The organism is Paenibacillus sp. J22FR83 (genome assembly GCF_059691955.1).
Genome location: NZ_JCAUAM010000014.1, coordinates 1 through 20,424 on the forward strand (window position 1 = coordinate 1; position 20,424 = coordinate 20,424).

At 48.8% G+C, this 20,424-nt stretch carries 18 protein-coding genes; all 18 read right to left on the reverse strand.

Annotated elements, in window-relative coordinates; genetic code table 11:
- Window positions 1-1,734 (reverse strand): InlB B-repeat-containing protein (locus AC58PV_RS23950; RefSeq protein WP_497435032.1); only part of this gene is annotated, 1,734 nt, incomplete at its 3' end.
- A 72-nt stretch (window positions 1,735-1,806) separates the two neighbouring features.
- The gene (locus tag AC58PV_RS23955) at window positions 1,807-2,325 is read right to left on the reverse strand and encodes a phage tail protein (RefSeq protein ID WP_497435033.1); all 519 of its coding nucleotides are present in this window, start codon (window positions 2,323-2,325) and stop codon (window positions 1,807-1,809) included.
- Window positions 2,326-2,344: 19 nt separating this feature from the next.
- Window positions 2,345-2,848, reverse strand: a complete 504-nt coding sequence (locus AC58PV_RS23960) for a phage tail protein (protein ID WP_497435281.1) — start codon at window positions 2,846-2,848, stop codon at window positions 2,345-2,347.
- 15 nt (window positions 2,849-2,863) lie between these two features.
- Window positions 2,864-3,373 (reverse strand): phage tail protein, encoded by a 510-nt coding sequence (locus tag AC58PV_RS23965; protein ID WP_497435035.1) that lies wholly within the window; start codon window positions 3,371-3,373, stop codon window positions 2,864-2,866.
- Between the two features lie 37 nt (window positions 3,374-3,410).
- Window positions 3,411-3,701 carry a DUF6916 family protein gene (locus AC58PV_RS23970; RefSeq protein ID WP_497435036.1) on the reverse strand — a complete coding sequence of 97 codons (291 nt, stop codon included), beginning with the start codon at window positions 3,699-3,701 and terminating at the stop codon, window positions 3,411-3,413.
- Window positions 3,702-3,722: 21 nt separating this feature from the next.
- Window positions 3,723-4,211 (reverse strand): GNAT family N-acetyltransferase, encoded by a 489-nt coding sequence (locus AC58PV_RS23975; RefSeq protein WP_497435037.1) that lies wholly within the window; start codon window positions 4,209-4,211, stop codon window positions 3,723-3,725.
- 415 nt (window positions 4,212-4,626) lie between these two features.
- On the reverse strand, window positions 4,627-6,105 hold the full coding sequence (locus AC58PV_RS23980; protein WP_497435038.1) for a sensor histidine kinase: 1,479 nt from the start codon (window positions 6,103-6,105) through the stop codon (window positions 4,627-4,629).
- The gene (locus tag AC58PV_RS23985) at window positions 6,096-6,800 is read right to left on the reverse strand and encodes a response regulator transcription factor (protein ID WP_497435039.1); all 705 of its coding nucleotides are present in this window, start codon (window positions 6,798-6,800) and stop codon (window positions 6,096-6,098) included. The genes AC58PV_RS23980 and AC58PV_RS23985 overlap by 10 nt, the downstream gene beginning before the upstream one ends.
- Before the next feature lie 243 nt (window positions 6,801-7,043).
- Window positions 7,044-7,925 (reverse strand): hypothetical protein, encoded by an 882-nt coding sequence (locus AC58PV_RS23990; RefSeq protein WP_497435041.1) that lies wholly within the window; start codon window positions 7,923-7,925, stop codon window positions 7,044-7,046.
- A 35-nt stretch (window positions 7,926-7,960) separates the two neighbouring features.
- Entirely contained in the window at window positions 7,961-9,247 is a 1,287-nt protein-coding gene (locus tag AC58PV_RS23995) for a copper amine oxidase N-terminal domain-containing protein (protein WP_497435042.1), read from the reverse strand.
- On the reverse strand, window positions 9,228-10,586 hold the full coding sequence (gene glmM, locus AC58PV_RS24000) for a phosphoglucosamine mutase (protein ID WP_497435043.1): 1,359 nt from the start codon (window positions 10,584-10,586) through the stop codon (window positions 9,228-9,230). Before glmM ends, AC58PV_RS23995 begins: the two co-directional genes overlap by 20 nt.
- A gap of 24 nt (window positions 10,587-10,610) precedes the next feature.
- Window positions 10,611-11,372 (reverse strand): sugar phosphate nucleotidyltransferase, encoded by a 762-nt coding sequence (locus AC58PV_RS24005; protein ID WP_497435044.1) that lies wholly within the window; start codon window positions 11,370-11,372, stop codon window positions 10,611-10,613.
- 28 nt (window positions 11,373-11,400) lie between these two features.
- On the reverse strand, window positions 11,401-13,230 hold the full coding sequence (glmS, locus tag AC58PV_RS24010; RefSeq protein ID WP_497435045.1) for a glutamine--fructose-6-phosphate transaminase (isomerizing): 1,830 nt from the start codon (window positions 13,228-13,230) through the stop codon (window positions 11,401-11,403).
- A 32-nt stretch (window positions 13,231-13,262) separates the two neighbouring features.
- Window positions 13,263-14,618: a nucleotide sugar dehydrogenase gene (locus AC58PV_RS24015; protein ID WP_497435047.1), complete on the reverse strand. Its 1,356-nt coding sequence runs from the start codon at window positions 14,616-14,618 to the stop codon at window positions 13,263-13,265.
- 30 nt (window positions 14,619-14,648) lie between these two features.
- A complete protein-coding gene (locus AC58PV_RS24020; RefSeq protein ID WP_497435048.1) occupies window positions 14,649-15,464 on the reverse strand; it encodes a response regulator transcription factor in 816 nt (271 codons plus the stop codon).
- 33 nt (window positions 15,465-15,497) lie between these two features.
- Entirely contained in the window at window positions 15,498-16,946 is a 1,449-nt protein-coding gene (locus tag AC58PV_RS24025) for a glycosyltransferase family 2 protein (protein ID WP_497435049.1), read from the reverse strand.
- 15 nt (window positions 16,947-16,961) lie between these two features.
- Window positions 16,962-18,131 (reverse strand): HEAT repeat domain-containing protein, encoded by a 1,170-nt coding sequence (locus AC58PV_RS24030; protein ID WP_497435050.1) that lies wholly within the window; start codon window positions 18,129-18,131, stop codon window positions 16,962-16,964.
- Window positions 18,132-18,150: 19 nt separating this feature from the next.
- Complete coding sequence (locus AC58PV_RS24035) at window positions 18,151-20,388, reverse strand: hypothetical protein (RefSeq protein ID WP_497435052.1); 2,238 nt, start codon at window positions 20,386-20,388, stop codon at window positions 18,151-18,153.
- Between the last annotated feature and the right edge of the window lie 36 nt (window positions 20,389-20,424).

Here is a 20,424-nt window from a genome sequence, read left to right on the forward strand (position 1 = left end):
AACGGTCTGTGGCGTCGTACCTGTTATTGTCCCGTTCGCACCTGCCGTATACGTCAACGTGTACTCGTTAATGGCAAACGTAGCTGTTAGGTTTTTATTTGCCGTTACGTTAGTGTCCGTACGTGTTGCTGTGGTCTCACCGTCGCTCCAGTTCACAAAGTGATAGCCCGTATTCGGCACTGCGGTGACTGCCGTTCCATCTGCTCCACGATCGATCGTCTGCGACGGGGTGCCTGTCAATGTGCCATTCGCGCCTGCTGTGTAGGTCAAGGCATACGTGTCAATCGCAAAAGTAGCTGTCACGTTCAGTCCACCCTGCACATTCGTATCCATGCGAGTTGCCGTTGTTACATGGTCACTCCATTTGACAAAATGGTAGCCCGTTGCCGGAACTGCTGTGACTGCCGTCCCATCCGAACCATGATTAACGGTCTGTGGCGTCGTACCTGTTATTGTCCCGTTCGCACCTGCCGTATACGTCAACGTGTACTCGTTAATGGCAAACGTAGCTGTTAGGTTTTTATTTGCCGTTACGTTGGTGTCCGTACGTGTTGCTGTCGTTACACCGTCGCTCCAGTTCACGAAGCGATAGTTCGTATTCGGGACTGCGGTTACCGCGCTTCCGCTCAGATTGTAGCCAACTGTCTGTATCGCAGTACCCGTCAATGTGCCATTCGCTCCAGCAGCGTACGACAACGTGTACGTATCGAGCGCGAAATTCGCCGTCACATTCAGATCACTCTGTACGTTCGTATCCGTACGCGTAGCTGTCATCACATCGTCGCTCCAGTTCACGAAGTGGTAGTGAGCAGCCGGATTTGCCGTGACTGCCGTTCCATCCGAACCAGGATTAACCGTCTGTGGCGTCATACCTGTCAGCGTCCCGTTCGCACCTGCTGTATACGTCAAGGTGTACTCGTTAAGCGCAAACGTAGCCGTTAGGCTCTTATTTCCCGTTACGTTAGTGTCCGTACGCGTTGCCGTCGTCACACCGTCGCTCCAGTTCACGAAGCGGTAGTTCATATTCGGCACAGCTGTCACAGCTGTACCACTTCCACCGCTGGCTACCGTTTGCGAAAGCGTTCCAGTTAAAGTCCCACCAGAGCCTGCAGCGTACGTTAGTGTGTAATTTGTTATTGTTGGTGGAGCTGGAAAGCTATCAATAACAAAGTCTACGATTGAGGCATTACTGCCCACAAATTTTACAGCAGAGTTATCTGTAATCGTTATATCTACACTTTTCACCGAGGTAGGGGCAGAAAACGTAATTCGTTTATAATTGAAACCACCGGATGTTGAATCGTTACTACTACTATTACTAATAGTTATGGTTTCTACAGGACTACCTGTGTTATTAAAACGCACTTCAAAAGTAACGTTTTTCCCCACTTGTGCATTGACATAAATCGACCGAATCGTAAATTCATTGCTCGCATTCTTGGAATTAATATGAACTACTCCTGAAGCTCCGTTCGAAGGGTTACCATTACTACCCGTCAAGTAAATTCCGTCTTCATCGATCCCAATAGTATTATTACCCAAAGAGTCTCCACCAGTAAAAGTAAAATGACTGTCAGATAGACTTGCACCACTGCTATTAATTGCGCCAAACTGCGAGGAGCCATATGTAATCGAACTGCTAGCTGTAACCTCTACATTAGATGTTCCGACAAAGCTAGCAAATACTATAATGAGAGCTATCACCAATTTTAGACTTCTTGCCACAATAGACATAACTGTTCTTCCCTCCTAAAAAAATACCCCCGCCTTATCAGCAGAAGCAGGGGATTCGTCTATGCACTAGTTTTAAGGTTTCGGAGGATAATTACCTTCCAGAGAAATAATAAAACTCATTGCAACGAACGGTTGCATATTGTTGTGTGGAAGGCTGTTGCCTGTAACTCCTAAAGCCAACGGATTCATTGGCGTATCCAGATTCTTGGAATAAATGTTAGAACCCCGCTTTGCTGCAGTACTCGACCAAATCGTCTGCGTCGGTTCCGCTCCTGTCGGTATAAGTTCAGCATTAATCTCATGCGTATGATTTGGAATTTGCGTTTCTAACAGCGTGACATCGGGCTCTCCTCCTACCTCTCCAACAATCCGAGGCGTTAAGCCAGGGCCTGTACCTTGATGAATAGGAACGCTGCCCATCAGATTCGGTAATGCAAAGGTCGTTGTGCCATTTCCGCCATATAAACCGCCAATAATTGAATAAAGAGCTGAATTCTGCGAAACAGGCAGCACCGTACCGTCACAAAAAGCCCAGCCTGACGGCGCATAATTACCAGCAAAAATTCGAATTTCTCCTAAATACGGATCCATCTCGTTCAATCCTCCTTCATTATGAGCGTGGCGGGAAGATGCCCGTCAGCGCGATGCAAAAATTCACAACCGTGTAAGGCTGCATGTTGTTATGCGACTGACTGCCTCCGCTAAGCCCCAATGCATCGCTGTTCATCGTCACATTGGCTGTTGGCTGGTATATGTTATAGCCGTTAGAATTCGTTCCCCATGTAACACCAGTAGGTTTAAAAGATGTCGCTTCGTCACTTCCCCCAGTGACGTCATGCGTATGCATCGGCATCTCATTAATCGTCAGCGTATGTGCGGCCTCTCCCCCCGATGTACCGTAAGCGATGGAACTGCTGCGATGAAGCGGCGCTTTGCCCTGAAGATTAGGCAGCGCAAAGGTCGTTCGACCATCCCCACCGTAAGTTGTGCCCAGCAAAGAGAAAAGCGCAGTATTTTGTTGAATCGGCAATAATTGCCCATTACAGAACGCCCAGCCGCGCGGAGCGAAATTAAAAGAAAAAGCTCGAATTTCGGCCAAAAAAGGTTCCATGATCGTCCCTCCTTAAATTTAGTATTGACTAGGGAATACGCCTTCGGTTGCAATAATGAACGAAACCGTCACAAACGGCATCATATTGTCATGCGATTGATTTCCCCCAACAGAACTGATTGCCGCTGGGTTCATCGTCGTGTTCGGCGCAGTTGTCGAATAAGGTTGTACAGAAGCCGCAGAGCTGGTAGCCCAAACAGCATTAGCTGGGCTAGCACTAGTTCCTACAACGTTGGATGCGTTTGGAACATGCGTATGAGCAGGCAATTGCGTCTCATCTAGTGTTACCTGCTCGGTACCTGCCTTCTGACCCAGCACATACCCAGTACCCATATGAACAGGAACGCGTCCCCGTAAATCCGGCACTGCAAAAGTCGTACGTCCATCTCCCCCGTAGGTTGTGCCGATTAAAGTGTACAAGGCCTCATATTGACTGATACTTAGCACCTGACCATTGCACAGCAACCATCCGATCGGTGCATAGGTTCCGCTAAACATACGAATTTCTCCTACATATTGATCGCTCATTGTTCTGCCTCCTTCAAATTAAAATTGCTAGTTCACTCTAATTTTTCAACAAATTAAACACAGCCTCATAGATATAGCCATCCGCATCTCTAGCAACTGGAACGAGCATCCAATCTACAACACCTGCGATCTCATGCTCTAGCCGATAGATTCCCTGGATGAGAGGCACTTGCAGCGAGCCTTTCAACAACAAGGTGAATTGTTCAAAACGGTCGTTGCTGCCCCTGTCCTGCACTTCCGTTAATTTCAGCGTTAGCTGCACCCCATGTAAAGCGGCAAGATGGAAGTCACTGCCGTGCATAGAAGCTGCTTCTGCAAAGGATCGCATTCTCTTCCCTCCCGTCTCCAATTACCTGATTGGAAAATTTGCATGTACATCGTCATCCCATTCCATGGCTATGTAAGGAAATCGCTCAGCAGTTACTTGGAATCCCAGACGATGATAGAGCCGCGCTGCAGGACTCATCTGGAGGACATGGAGTCGAACTTTCTTGCCTTGCTGTTTGGCAGCATCTTGAAGTTCACGAATTAACTTCCCTCCAATACCCTGGCAGCGATGACTAGAAGTGATCGTAATATCTACTAGAAGGATAGCGTCTTCCGCGGAAGCTTTCGAAATTTGCCCTATCGCCTCTGAACCTAGGCACACGATATTTTGTTCGAAATCGGCGTATTGCATCCGATAGGAGCGCCTTTGTGCATCAAACTGCATGCGCATAAGGGCATTTCTCTGTGCATCGTCCCAATCTAGTACATGTAGTTCATCCGTTCTCGTTTTTGCGTATAAATCATACAAAAACCTATCATCTGCTGGCGATGCCTGTACAAGGTTAAACATAGAATCCCTCTTTACCTCAAAAATGTGAATATCTAAGATGAATGGAATATAGTTCTAATTTCCTATTTTATTATCACAGATCATAGCAAAATTTGTCAATTGTTGTATATAATCTATTAGTGCAAATGATTTTAGGAATTAACTGGAATTTCTACATCTATTTCCGGGAGAAACTAGCATTTGAGGACTATTACTGGATTTTCTACATCTATTTCACCTCAAAATGTCACAATCGGGGATGCTAACCTGAAATAGCAGGAGAAAATCCAGTTATTTTGCAAAATGATAGGATTTCGCTTGAATTAGCTACAGAAAATCCAGTTATTCACTTTGGCAGGATACCCCGTGGTTGGCTTCCCCAACGCCAAAAAGACCCCAGAAAAGGAACCTCCCTTCTCTGCGGTCTTTCTATAAACTAACTAACACCTGCCAAACTCACCATCGGCTGCACATACGGGCGGCTCTCATAAAGCGGAATTCTCACCTCGAAGGTGCTTCCGATCCCGAGCTCGCTTCTCACACGTATGCTTCCATTGTGAAGCTCGACAAGCTCTCGCACAATGGCGAGACCCAACCCGGATGAGCCTTTGTGCTTCACGGGTCTGCCTCTCTCCACTTTGAAGAAACGCTCCCAGATGAGTCCCTGATCCTCGGGTGATATACCAATTCCCGTATCGGTAACCGTGATGAGGACACATTCCTCCGATGGAATCACCATTGCCTTCAATTCGATCGTCCCGTTCTCGGTGAATTTAACAGCATTTTTGATCAAATTGTTTAAAATTTGTTCTAGCCGATCCGGATCAGCGTGAGCCTGTGGTGAGTTATCATCCTCATAGCAGTGAATGAACGTTCCACGGAGTTCCGCTTCCGGTTGGAATTTGAAGGCTAGCTTGGACAACATCGCCTGAACATCGACGGCCACCCACATCAGATCGATCTCTTTATTTTCCAACTTCATGAGATCCGTAATATCATCGACCAACCGATTCATATGTAAAGTTTCGTTATACAGGATTTCGTAATACCTTTCCCGCGCTCCTTCTTCAATCAGACCATCTTGAAGCGCCTCTAGAAAACCCCGCATCGCCGTAAGCGGCGTGCGCAACTCATGAGAAACATTAGCCAAAAAGTCGTGCCGCATCTGATTCAGCTGTCTCTTCTCCAGATCCACGCGCGCAATCTGCTCCACCATGTGATTAATGGTCGTCGCCAGTTCGCCGATCTCGTCTTTGGAATCGATTTGGATGCGTTCACTATAATCTCCGATGGCAATCTTGGCTGCTGCCTTGTCGATCTGTTGGATAGGCCGGGTAATGGACCAGGAAAAATAGGAGGATACACCAAATGAAAAGAAGATACCAAGCAGGGTTACCCAAAGGATGGTTTCTCGGAGCTGAGCGATCGTTTCATTCATCCCTTTAAGTGGCGAATGCAAGACGATTCCACCATATACATCGTTGTCTTTGCCCCAAGGGACGGCAACCGAAAGCATGCCTTCCTTAAATCCCTCGGACTGATTCCATACCGCGGGTTCACCACTCAAGACACCGTTGATCACTTCTGTGCTAACGACTTTACCTATGTTTACCTCATCCTTGGAAGAGGTCGTCACGATGTTTCCCTTTAAGTCAAATATCCAAATACGCGAATCGAAGGCTTGATCGAAAAAGCGCAGCTGTTCCTTAAATCTGTCACTCGGATCCGTTTGATCTTGAATGGCAAGATTCACCTGCTTAGCTTGGCGGATCATCTCATTACTTTTGGAATTAACGATATAATCCTTGGCAAAAAGCGAAATAACGAGCCCCACCGCGCATAGCCCGAGAAGCACCGTAACCATGGAGCTTGTCAGCATTTTGCGGAGAATGCTCTTATTTGGATTTAAGTACATGCGGCTACCTCAAATTTATAACCCACTCCCCAAACTGTATGAATGCACACATGATGACACGGGCTTAATCTTTCACGAAGTTTTTTAATATGGACATCCACCGTTCGCATATCACCTAAAAAATCATAACCCCACACCTGCTCCAGCAGCTGCTCTCTCGTAAACACGTCGCCTGGGGATTTCGCAAAAAATGCGAGCAATTCAAACTCCTTGGGACGCATGTCAATCTTCGTGCTCCCCGCGAGCACCTCTCGTCGAGTCACATGGATGACTAAATTATCAAACTCATATTGGACTGGTGCGTCCACCTCAATAACGGGCTGTCCCTTCTGCATCCTGCGAAAAATCGCTTTAATGCGCGCCACGAGCTCCCTCGGACTGAAAGGTTTGGTCATATAATCGTCGGCGCCCAGCTCAAGGCCTAGCACCCGATCGAATTCATCGTTCTTCGCTGTCAGCATAATAACTGGCACATCTTCATAACGCTTAGTAATCTCACGGCACGTTTCATACCCGTCAAGTCCGGGCATCATCACATCTAATATCACAATATCAGGCTTAACTTCCGCTAACATGTTCAGGGCCGCGACACCGTCAGGGGCTTCGATTAATTCAATGAGCTGCTGACGGAAATAGAGCCGGATGATTTCTCTCACATTCGGATCATCATCCGCAATCAACACTTTCCAAGGCACAAGCGGTCACACCTTTCTATGATCCTCCCATAGTTTTCTACAATCTTTTCCATTTTAAGGGGGTACCCTGGTTTGTATTCTTTATATGACACAAAAGGAATCACATGACACCGCTTACAAAAAATAGAAAATCTTCACTTCATGAACAAGCTTTACGCGTCTAATCCCGCGCCCCACAGGGCATCTCTCGCTTTACACTAAAAAAAGCCCTCTATGAGATAGAGGACTTTAAAAAAATTATTTTTACCACGAAGATAATGCCGTTCTCTTCCAGGTATTGGGTGCCACACACACATAAACAAATCCGTCATCCCACGCCATCTCGCCAACTTCTCCAGGAGCAGTAGCCGAGGCCGGCGTCATAGACTTCCTGATGCGAATGCTGTCATCATTGACGTCCAGCTTAGTCTTGGCGTCCGAGTTGCCAATTCCGATATTGCCGCTGCTGCGGTTAATCGATAACGGATTGTCCAAGGCTTTACCATCATCCGAATAGCGGATGATCTGCAGATTGGAACCGGCATTACCTCCCGTTTCCTCGGAGTTATCTGCACGCATGGCCCAGCGGGGCGTCGTCGCATTCCCGTCGTCAGCTTTGGCCCAAGTCAGATCGCGATTGACGCCAACGGTTCCAGCAACCCTCAGAACCCCGTCCATCACATTGAAATTAGAGGAATGGGTACGAATTTCAGCCACATCCTGATCGAACGGAATTTCCAGACGTGTGAACAGTTCATTCGGGTTTTTGCCGTCAGGTGCCATCGTCGTTTCGAACGACATATGGTTGTGATCGTGCTGCTCGGGGTTATTCGCTTTGGCATGCGCGATGATTGCCGCTTTGTCTTTGCCATTCTCATCCAGCCAAGCGATCGCCGGCTTCGCTCGGTCTTTCGTCCACTGCAGCCGGATAAGATCCGACAAGTGGCCTTCTGAGGAGATCCACTGCTTATCGGTAGAGAGATGAATTCGATCATTATGAGGGACCTCCAGGCCTCCCCCAGGTAAAGCCGATTCCTGAAAAGTACTGCCCGTGTTAGCTGCTTCATTGCCGCCTGCAAAGGCCATGCCTGAGACACCCAGCGCCGCACCAGCCAATAGCGAGATCACTAAACCAATTTTCTTCATCTTGCATCCTCCTCCTTCTTGTTCATCGAACCCGATTAACGATTAGCGTTCAATAGTTCGATCCATCTCACGTAATCATGGACAGCGATGCCGATATAGCTCGGATAAAGGGAGAGGCTTTCCTTGACCTGTTTCAGTTCCGACTCCATAAGCGAAGAATTTGACGTATAGAAGGTCGTATAATCGGCTTCCTTGCTAGGCACCGTATCCACAGCAATGACGGCCTGTTTCTTCAACGTTGCTGCCTCTAAAATAATGGACTTGGCTCTGGCAATAATGCCATTGCTGCCGAGTGCCTTATTCCGATAAGCCATTATGACGACACTATCCGCCTTCTCTATCAGCCATGCGCTAAAGGAGTAATTAGATCCGGGAACCTTACTGCTGTTGATCCAAAAAGGAATATCGAAAGCCATCGTCATGCTGCGATCCGAGCTCTTCACTTGAGACTCAATGAGCCTGATCGTATTCATCCACTGTTCGAGCACCAAGGTCTGATTGGTCTTCCACATCTCCAAGGTGTAGGGTTCAATATCAAAATGGAAGCCCTGGAAGCGCTCCAGAGCGCCTACCGAAGCGTTATATTGCGTAACCGCTGCGATCCACTGCCGGATATAGATATGGTTATACTCAAAAATCCAATCCGATTGGCCAGCCAGCGCCTCCACCTTGATGCCCAGCTCATTCGCTCTGCGGATGAAATTTCGGTAAACATCCAGACTTGGATACGTTTTTTCATAGCGTAGATACAGGGACGTCAGCTTCTGGTTCACCGCAAACTGGAGAACGCGCTCACCATCCGTCTCAATTAACTTGCTATCCCAGATCCAAGTGGATCTCTGCGCTTTGTCCACCGAAGTAATCAGCACCAAATTTCGTTCTCCCACCCAATCCACATCAGCTCCGAGGCTTTCACTGACCGCTCTCAGCGGAACCATGGTTCGGTCATTTCTCAGGACAGCCGGAGCGTCTATTTCCACCTGCTTGCCGTCCACCAACACAAATTTTTGACCAATGATCAATAATGATGTGGCATATTTACTGCGAAAAGTTACCTGTTCCAGGGAACGATTCCATCCCACTTCAGCACCCAACTTCTCAGCTATCTCCCTTACCGGCACCATTGTACTGCCTGTCGTCTCATCCATATAGGGCTGAGCATCGGCAAAGACGATCTTCTCCCCATTGACCTCCACGCCAAGCCCAGTGTCCAGCGAGTACACCGGGAAAAACAAAGGAATACTTACTATTATTTGAATAATAATCAAGCAGACAATCGTCTTTCTCAAAGAAACTAAAGGTTTATACCATGCTATATTCAAGCTCTTCCTTGACCACCTCTACAATGCCTTCCACATAACCGGACAATTCCCGTTCATCCGGTCCTTCTGCCATCACCCGCACCAGTGATTCCGTGCCGGAAGGCCGCACTAATACACGTCCGCGACCGGCCATCTCACTCTCCACCTGACGGATGACGGCATCAATACGACGATTGCCTTCTAGCTTGTATTTATTCATCACGCGTACATTCACAACCAGCTGAGGGAATTTGACGACAGGGGATACGAGTTCGGATAGTGGCTTGCCTTCTTGAATCATTACCTGCAACAACTGAAGGGCGGATAACAGACCGTCTCCAGTCGTGGAATGATCCAGCAGAATGATATGCCCGGACGACTCACCACCCAAGTTGTACCCGCCGCTGCGCATCGTTTCCATGACATGTCGGTCTCCTACCTTGCTTTTTAACGAGTCGAGGCCAATAGTATGCAGCGCTTGATGAAAGCCAAGGTTACTCATGACAGTAGAAACGACAGTGTTCTGACGCAGCCGTCCCTGCTTGGCCAGATGAGCGGCAAGGATATAGAGGATGTGATCCCCATCCAATATTTCACCCCGCTCATCAACTGCAATCAGCCGGTCCGCATCGCCGTCGAACGAAAGCCCCGCATGTGCCTGATGGTCCAGTACAGCCTTACGCAGATGCTCTGGATGCGTCGATCCGCAATCCAGATTAATATTTAAACCATCCGGGAGATGATGCATCAGAATGGTCTCCGCACCCAACTCAGCGAACAGCTGCGGAGCTAACACGGAGGCTGCCCCGTTGGCACAATCGAGCACAATTTTACAGCCTACCAGCGGCATCGAAGCTGTTGACTTCAAATAGCTCAAATAGTCTTGCGCACCCTGCGGATCATCACGCAGCGTACCAATCCCCGCTCCCGTAGGGCGGGAACTCCGATGCTCGTCACCCTGCAAGCGGCTCTCGACTTCCGCTTCCCAAGCATCCGGCATTTTGAAGCCGTCCCTTGCAAAAAATTTGATCCCATTATCCTCCACCGGATTATGAGAGGCAGAGATCATTACCCCTGCGTCCATGCCTGACTGTCGTGTGACATAAGCCACACCCGGCGTCGGTAGGACGCCTAGTCTTACGACATCCGCCCCGGCGGATAATAACCCAGCAGACAAAGCCGCTTCTAGCATATGCCCGGAGATGCGGGTATCCCGTCCAATGGCGACGGATGGCCGAATCCCCTCACAGCTGCGAATAAGCATATAGCCAACAATTAGCCCTAGTTCATAAGCCAGCTCTGGCGTTAACTCACGGTTGGCAACACCTCTGACGCCATCCGTACCGAAAATAGCTCCCATATCAACACTCCTCCCTATGGCTTGTTAGGCAAATATCCCCATGTGTTCATAAAAGATCCGATTCGCTTCCTCCAATTGTTCCGGGGTATTAATCCCCATCACCTCTGCCCCATCCTCGAGAATCATCGCATCAAAGCGCTTCTCGCCACTGGAAATACCCCTCTGCCGCATCACCTTCACGATATCGGTCAAGTAGTACTCTCCTTGCGCATTGTGATTAGTAATGCTAGGGAGTGCTTGGAACAAGCTGTCATTATCGAAACAGAAAATCCCTGTGTTAATCTCGTTAATGGCTCTCTGCTCAGGCGTCGCGTCTTTCTCTTCAACGATATCGACCACTTCGCCGCTTGCAGCATCTCGAATAATTCGGCCATAGCCGGTTGGATCCTTCACAATCGCAGTCAGCACCACACCCGCGCTTGCATGTGCCCGCTGAGCCGCCAGCAGCCGCTCGATGGTCGATTGCCGGATAAGCGGCGTATCGCCCGTCAGCACCAAGGTCGAGCCGCTGCGGTTATGTAGCAGCCGCTCTGCCTGGAGAACGGCGTGTGCCGTTCCCAGCTGATTCTCCTGCTGAGCGTAGGTAACCCGCGTTCCCAAGCACTTCTTCACCAGCTCTCCCCGATGGCCGATCACAGCCACAATTCGGGTGATCGGCATCGCTTCCAGCTTGTCCACCAAACGGCCGATCATCGGTATGCCGCCGATAGGATGAAGCACTTTGGGCAGCTCCGACTTCATCCGTGTGCCCTTCCCTGCTCCTAACAGAATAGCGAATGCTTCCATGTAAGTGATTCAGCTCCCTTCCGGTTCGTTATTCTACCGTCACGCTTTTGGCTAAGTTGCGCGGTTTATCAATATCGTTATCTAACGCCAGGGAGGCGTAGTAGGAAATTAACTGCAACGGTACCACGGCCAAAATCGGTGCCAAGAGCCCATGGGACGGTGGAATGAAGCAGATTTCATCAACTGCGTTGAGAAGCCCTACATTGCCTTCTACCGTAATTCCCATGACGTGCGCTCCGCGCGCCTTGACCTCTTTGATATTGCTCACCGTTTTCTCGTACAGATCCATCTGTGTAGCCAGCGCAATCACCGGCGTATCCTTCTCGATCAGCGCCAATGTGCCATGCTTAAGCTCTCCGGCTGCATAAGCCTCCGAATGGATGTAAGAGATCTCTTTCAGTTTGAGGGAACCCTCAAGCGCAACAGCGTAGTCCAAGCCTCTTCCGATAAAGAATAAGCTCTCCGCATCCTTGATCGATTCTGCATACAGCTTCACTTCGTTCGCATTCTCCAGCACCTTCTCCACCTGAACGGGAAGTGACTTCAAGCCTCTGATCAGCTCCGCATGAAGCTCGGCAGAGAGCGTCTGTCTTTCCTGGGCCAAGTAAATGCCGAACAAATAGAAAGCGAGCAACTGAGCGGTATATGCTTTGGTCGATGCTACCGCAATTTCCGGGCCGGCCTTCGTTGCAATGACATAGTCCGCATCTCGTGCAACAGAACTGGTTGGCACATTCGTAATAGCCAATACTTTGGCGCCTTGCCTTCTGCTCTCCTGCAGCGCAGCCAGCGTATCTGCCGTCTCCCCAGATTGGCTTACAACGATGACGAGCGTTCGTTCTGTAACGATGGGGTCCCGATATCGGAATTCCGATGCGATATCGCACTGCACGGGGATTCGCGTCAGCTTCTCCAGAACCGTGCTGCCGACAAGGCCGGCGTGATAGGCGGTACCGCAAGCCACGATGAAGATTTTGTCCACCTGTTGAAACGCTCCTGCTGCATGTGCCAATTCCGGGAAACTCACTTGGTCCGCATCGTTAATACGCCCAAGCATCGTACCCCGCAGCGTTAACGGCTGTTCGTGAATTTCCTTCAGCATGAAATGCTCGAACGGTCCCTTCTCCACCTGATCCGCGCTCCAATCGATATGCATCAGCTTACATGCCGCCGGCAGCCCTGTCTCGATCTTCGTAATAGAGATACCCTCATGTGTAAGGATGGCCAAATCGCCATCCTCCAGAATATAAACTTCACGCGTATGCTCAATAAGCGCAGAAATATCTGAAGCCATGAAGTATTCTCCTTGACCCACGCCAATAACTAGCGGACTTGCTTGTCTGACTGCGACAAGTTTATCCGGCTCATACTCGGTCATGACACCGAGGGAATAAGCCCCTTGCAGTCTCTGAATGACCGCAAGCATAGCGGTGTAAATATCGCCATCGTAATGCTCAGCAAGCAAGTGAGCAATCACCTCAGTGTCGGTCTCAGAAGTAAAGGTAACACCTTTATCCTCCAACTCTTGCTTGAGTTCCATATAGTTTTCCACGATGCCGTTATGCACGACCGTGAACTTACCCGACATATCCGTATGGGGATGGGAGTTAACATCCGACGGTCGGCCGTGCGTCGCCCAGCGCGTATGCCCGATACCGATCGATCCTTTCAACGGCTGCTTATCCAGCTGACCCGATAAATTAGCCAGACGTCCTTCCGCCTTGCTAACCTTGAGCCGATCCTGCACTAGGACCGCGATCCCCGCAGAATCATACCCTCTATACTCCAGCTTGCTTAAACCGTTCAACAGAATCGGCTGCACATCACGTTTTCCAATATATCCCACAATGCCACACATCGTTAGTTACTCCTCTCTCTTCTAAGCTAAGTCTATACGCCAACAGCGAGCCTTACTTCTTGCTGACGAATACCTGTTCCCAATTTATAAATATTATCCCTTTGAATGTCTACAAACGCGTTGCGTGTATCAATGATCGGCACATCAAGCTCTGCTAACTCACGATTATTGAAGATGCGGTGATTCGTGATTAATACCATGCAGTCATAATTAGCAAAAGTAGACAGATCATATTTCACAGAGTGTACTGTAGCCCCTTCTTTATCAAGGAAAGAAACCGCATGCGGATCGTAATAGTCCACTTGCGCTCCGCTCTCGCGAAGAAGCTCGTACAACTCTAGTCCTGGCGATTCACGGAGATCATCCACATCCGGCTTATACGCCATTCCTAGAATAAGAATTTTCGAATTCCGAATGGATTTGGCATACATATTAAGAACCTGCGAAGCTTTATACCGAACATATTCCGGCATATTATCATTGATGGATTGCGCCAGTTCGATAAATTTACTATAAAAACGGAATTCCTTGGCTTTCCACGATAAATACATCGGATCCAGCGGAATGCAGTGACCGCCGATACCAGGTCCCGGATGGAACGGCATGAAACCAAAAGGCTTCGTCGACGCCGCTTTAATAACCTCCCAGACGTCAATGTCCATTTTGTCGCACATCATGGCCATTTCGTTAATGAAAGCAATGTTAATACTGCGGAACGTATTTTCAAGCAGCTTGGACATCTCCGCTACTTTCGGCGAGGAAACAGGTACGACATCTTTCACGACATGGCTGTATAACGTAACGCCGAGATCGATGCACGATTCTGTTGTACCGCCGATTACCTTAGGCGTATTATAAGTGTTGAATTTGGGATTGCCTGGATCAACCCGCTCCGGCGAGAAGCAGAGGAAGAAATCCTTACCCACCTTAAGTCCTTGTGCTTCCAACTCAAACTGGATAAGCTCTTCCGTCGTTCCCGGATAGGTGGTGCTTTCCAGGATGATTAAAGCTCCGCGCTTGAGATTTTTCTTAATTTCCCGGACAACACTCTGAATATAAGAGGTATCGGGATCTTGGTTTTCACTAAGCGGCGTCGGTACGCAGATGGAGATCGCATCCAGCCTTTGAACCGTATGGTAGTCATCGGTCGGAATAAACCGCCCAGACTCGATCACTTTCGCCACTTCTTCGCTCGGAACGTCTTGAATGTACGATTGACCGTTTTGAAGCGACTCTACCTTCCGGAAATCGAGATCGATACCGTATACCGTAAACCCGCCTTTTGCCATCTCCATGCAGAGAGGCAGTCCTACATAACCGAGGCCGATGACCCCGATTTCTGCTGTTTTTGCCTGAAATTTATATTTTAATTGGTTATATGCATTCATGATGATTCTCCTCCTATGTTTCCAAGTGTATTAGCCGAGACGGGGAACTAGCTTCTTGATTCGCCACTCTAACTCCGAAATGGAGAAGGGCTTCGTCACATAATCGGATGCGCCTAATTCGAAGGCACGATCCATGCTTTTGGGCAGCTGTTTATCCGTAAGAACGATAACTTGTCCTTCGCCGCCATGCTCCCGCTGAATTTTGTCAATCAACTGGTAGCCGTCAAGAATGGGGAGGTTCAGCTCTGTAATCACCAAATCTGGCATTGATTTCTCGAATTTCTCAAGCGCTTCACTGCCATCCTTAGCCTCTTCTACCTTGTAACCATTGATCTCTAAGCGCAGCTTGACGAACTCTCTGCTCACCTCGTCCGGATCGGCAATAAGAATCGAAGTAATACCTTGTTGAGCCCCATGATTCATGAAAAGGTGAATATCTCTGCTCTCCCCTTTTCCTTGGAGTGTTGTATGAAGCATCTGTGACATCGACTGTTCCGTCAGCTCTCCGCTCTCAGGGAAACTGGCGACGACCATCTGACCTTCGAGCATATTCTGCTGTTCGAGGAACTCTTTGAGCACGAGCGATGCATAATGGGTGTTAATCAGTTTCTGCCCGGACAGAACAATTCCGATAAGTCCGCTGGCATCCAAGTAGAAGCACTGAAGGGGCATTTCTGGCTCAAAGCCGCTTACATAGGACTGCATTTGTTCCAATACCTTTGGGCCCACCGCTGCACATGGCACAAGGATCATCCCGTATGGAGCACCCTTTTTATACGAAGCCTGAACTTTTTCTGCTACCTGCAAAATTGCTTCTTGAATCGGATCATGCACTAATACAGCCATCTTCTCCACTCCTCTTGTCTTTGTTTAGAATTGCTATTTATTAAAGTTGGTACGGACCATCGTACCCCACGAGTTGTTATTCCGCAGGAATTGGACATGTCCGTTTAACCTCCACCAAACACCGATTTGCCGATACCCCGCAAACATTAAGAGCGAATACAAGATCATTTTGCTCAAGTCACTCAGCTTGGGATATCGGCTGAAGGCCGTCTCTTCAATAAACAGGGCCCCCAGGCTTAAGGCAAAGCAGGAAAATAAATTGACTAATGAAAAAATCACCACGGTGTGCCAATCTGTCATATTCAGCATCCAGTAGCCCAATATCGCCAACAGACCACTGAGACGGAAATACGGATTCAACGTTTCGAAAATAATGTTATAGGGAAGTGTCAGCATGCCGAAAATTTTGTATTTCGGGCGCATCACCATGTGAATCCCTTCCTCAATCATGTTCTTCAGATTCCCCCGCCCCCAGCGCTTGCGCTGGCTGCTCAAGATGCGGTACGAATCAGGGGCTTGCGTCCAACAAACCGCATCTGGGCAGAAGGCTACCCGGTACGGGATTTTATTCTCCAAACAGTGACGGTGAAGCTTAATGACAATGTTCATATCCTCACCGGGGTAGCCCCCACGGTAACCGCCGACGGCGATGACCATCCTCTTTTGAAACACGCCGAAGGCTCCTGAGATAATAATGAGGCCATTGACAGCGCTCCAGCCGATCCTGCCGCCTAGGAAAGCTTTCGTATATTCGACGTGTTGCAGTGCCGGCAGCAGCTTGCGAGGAAACTGAACATCCTTCACAATACCGTCTTCCACCTTGCAACTGTTTACGATACGAACATTGCCCCCAACGGCGATCGTCTCCTCAGGGTTCTCCATGTACACCCGGGCAATCCGCGTTAAGGCATCCTTTTCAAGCAAAGAGTCTGCATCAATCGTGGAAATTAACGCATAATGGGAGAGGTTAATGCCTGCGTTTAGCGAATCGGCCTTCCCGCCATTTACTTTATCTATAAAATATAGATTGGGATACTCGGGATTGTGGTACACGCCTCTGACTTTTCCGGTTTTAATCGAGCTGGAGAGCACCGGATGAATAAGTTCCATCTTGAATTCTTCAAGCATGCATTTCAATGTCCCATCTTGCGAACCGTCGTTGACGACGATCACCTCATATTCGGCATAATTGAGCGCGAGCAGCGACCTGACGTTCTCAATAATCGTTAACTCCTCGTTATAGGCCGGCACCAAGAGAGAAACCGGCGGGAGTTGACTGGAACTGGATAGCTTATTGATCCGATTGTACTGAATTCCCCGCTTAATCGAGAATATATGCCGAATCGAGAAGCCGAAGATAAAATAATAGAGCAATGTGACGAGAACAACATAAAAGAGCGCAGCATAGCTGTAATAGAGCAAAAACTCCCTTAATCCATTCAGAAATGAATCCCAAATTACTTGATATCCGAAAACCCACATGTTTACGCAACCCTCCTATACGACACGATAAATACGTTTTGATTTGCGAAATATTTTGTCATAGGTATACACCAGTGTGTTATATTGCATGAGCTTATTCCAATTGTGCAGCCCCATGGACAGATGCTTGATTTCATCCTCAATCAGCTGCATCATAAACTGACCGCGTTCTGTGCCTTGAATCGCTGCTGCACTTTCACAAAGCGCCACCATACCTTCTTCACCCATACGAAGCAGCCCCTTGCCTGACGCATGCACGATGCGTTGATCAGGGTCGTTCAGACTGAAAGTCATGAGTTCGACGTAAGCTGTGTTCTTCATATCAGCCAAAGCCTCTATCGTCAATTGGCGAATGCTCAGATTGGAATGATTCAGCAGCTTGCTAACGATATTTCTAGGCAGTAGACGGGAGCTTTTCAGGTACAAATCCACCGCTTTAAGCTGAATGTCTTCCTGCTCGGCATCCATGAGTCGGTAAACCGCAGAGGCCGCTGCCGGATCGGTGTAGACATTCAGTCCGATGAGCCCAATGCGAATGTAAGCTGGATTCTTATGACTCACATAGCTCGTGTACAAGGCACCGGCATCCACATCCGAATCGGCGATCATATTCACGATCAGCTCGTAGCATTTCTTATTGTGCCCCAGCACAGTCTCAACCATGGCTTGGAGCTCTTGCTGGCTGCGGGCACACTTAGCGACCGCTCGGGCGACGACAAACAGCGACGAATCGAGCGGGTGCTTCTGTAACATTTCTAATAATCCCGGGACTGCTTCCTTCACCCGCATGCATCCCAAATGATAGGCAGCGTCCAGCTTCACCCGATAAGATCGGCTGTTAAATCGCTCCTGATGGTGCTGCACAAGCCCCAGATCTAGGCAAAGCTGCACAAGCTTGTGCCGCTGTTCGCCGGAGAAGATTTCCATCATATCATTCAGCTTCTCCTGCATGGCTTCCCTTTCCACCGAATTCATCGTCCAGGGAGGAACCCTTAATGGCTCCACCCCATCCAGATTAGCTTGCACATACGTCAGATAATCCTTAAACTTCGTCTGGAATCGGTCATTCAGCCCTCTCCTTCTAATACTTCTCACCTTAATGGCATAAATGATAACCACACAGATGAGATTAAAAGCCAAAATAATATATAACGCTTGTATGGCTGCATTCAGATTGGTGTACACGCCTGCACTCTCCTTATTTTCAGCTCCCCGGTTGATCGTTAGTCGTTATGGGGCCATTGATCTTATGCAACGCCTCTTTCAGCATGTAGTAACTTTGTTTCGGCCGTTCCACGTAATTCACCTTATCCTCCCAGCCCTGCCAGGTGTATAGCGGCATAGCGGACACTGCTACTGGCTGCGCCGCAGCGGGGTTTTCCTGACCGACGACTTGGTTTTCCTTCACAATCCAAGGAACTAGGCGAACGCCTTTCACGTGCGTCATTTCAAATTTATTTTTGCTTGGCTGGGTGTAGTTGATCACACTAAGAGAGCTTGGGTCGCTGAATCCTAGCAGCATCCACGGGATGCGCATTTCGAGCACCTGTCCCTGAACCTGCCACATCGCCTTCGAATTGTATTCAGGACGCGCCGGATCACTGTAGCCTCTCTCTAAAATCCCAACCTCGACATCCCCGAAGGGGTGGTTCACCCGGGAGTCGGGATATTCCAGCAGATAATTGACCGCTAGCTTCCAAGGTTTGAAAATCCCCGAATCCTCCAGCTTCTCCTTCGGATCGACTGCCGGCAGTCCGGCACGCTCATAAAGCCGTGCATGAATATCGTAATTGGAAGCGATCGTTATACGGCTTCGAGTGTCATCTGACAGCCCAATTAATGTTTCTAATCCTTCATCAAGCACCATGCCGTGAAGCTCTGGTCCATGACGATTGCCACCGGGCAGCGTATCTACCCCGAAATTGATACTTTCCTTCGACGGGTCGAACGGCTCAGAGAGCTTGGCTTGCAAGTAAAGGTAGCCCTCGTCATGCGTGGCCCAGATTTCCTCAAAGCCAGGAGCTTGTATATCGAGCTTCGTCTTATCCTTCAATTTGTCCCAATCCGAGGCGTCCCCATCAATGTGAATTGCTTCATCCTTACCTGGGAACATGCCGACCACCCCGAAGAAAGACTCATTCGTCAGCGTGTTATACCAGTACGCCCTTCGATCCGCTTCATCGTAACGCTGCGTGTTCCACGTCTTCTTGAACCATTCGTCCTGCCATGTGAACAAAATCGCCCCGGCATAGCCAGTTTCGTGAATCTGCCCTAGCAATTCCGCATCGATCTCTCCCTGCGCCTTCTCACTATGACCACCTTGGTTCCGTCCAAGGGTGCCCACGTGGGCTACGCCTAAGGAAGCCGGTACGCCATATTCAGTGACCATCACCGGCATATTCGGATGCGCTGCTTTTAGCTTATTCAGGTAGGTGAGGTAACTATCTGGCTCCCCCTTGCTATTGGTCATTTCCTGGAACGACTTATCAAAAGCGAAGAAATCTGGATAGTACGGATAGATATGATACGAGGCAAAATAGCCCGCTTCCCAATTCACCGCCTCAATATGCGTCGGATCGACACTGACCATATCCTCTTCAACTAGAGGTTCCCCCGGATGTGCAATCGGATCTGTCGTTACCCAATTGGCGAAAGCCATCGGATGTTGCCAGCCATACTGAATCTCTGTTTGCGCCGCCGTGTCGACCATCAAGGCCAACCACTTCTCAAAAGCGTTCGCACCCGGTGTACTGCTGAAATATTTTCCCGCGTAGTCCGGGGTGTCCGCATGCAATTCATTGGTCCCCTTCACCATCTTCGGATCCCATTCCGTCCCAACAATCCAGCCCATGAGATACGGACCTGCATTATATTTATAGGCACCGCCCGCTTTGCCCGAGTGAGGTTCGGGTGTGAGGGTGGTTTTGCCATAAACCGCCGCAACTGCGTCTTTAATCTCTTGCTCGAATTTCTCCTTGATCTTGGGATCGAAGGCATCCTGCCCTTCAATTAGTTGTTCCTCGGGGCTCCATACGCCCTGAAGGAAGAATAGCGGGTCTTTCTGATGTTTCATGTTGTATTTGGCAAGCGCCTCGTAAAACTCGGGCATCATGATCGTATACACCCGAATCACATTCGCTCCCATGTCCTGAATCATGCCAAACCATCTCTCATATTCATCTTCGGAAATGGCCAGTTCACCAGGATAATGCCCGGGGATTGTCGCCCCCATATTAATTCCCTTGGCGAAATATGGCTGCCAGGCATCATTCGTGTATTCTTCAACATTCATTCCTTGTGTCTTAAACTTCACATGTATGCCGTCAGCCAGCGTCGTACTTTCAATTCTGACCAACAACGGACGCAGCCAATAATAAAAAGCTCCGGCTACAATTGCCATGACAAGACTTATTTTTAACAACAATTTGGGCCACTTGCGCATCCTATTCACCTTCGATAATTTGCTAATTTCATCTGT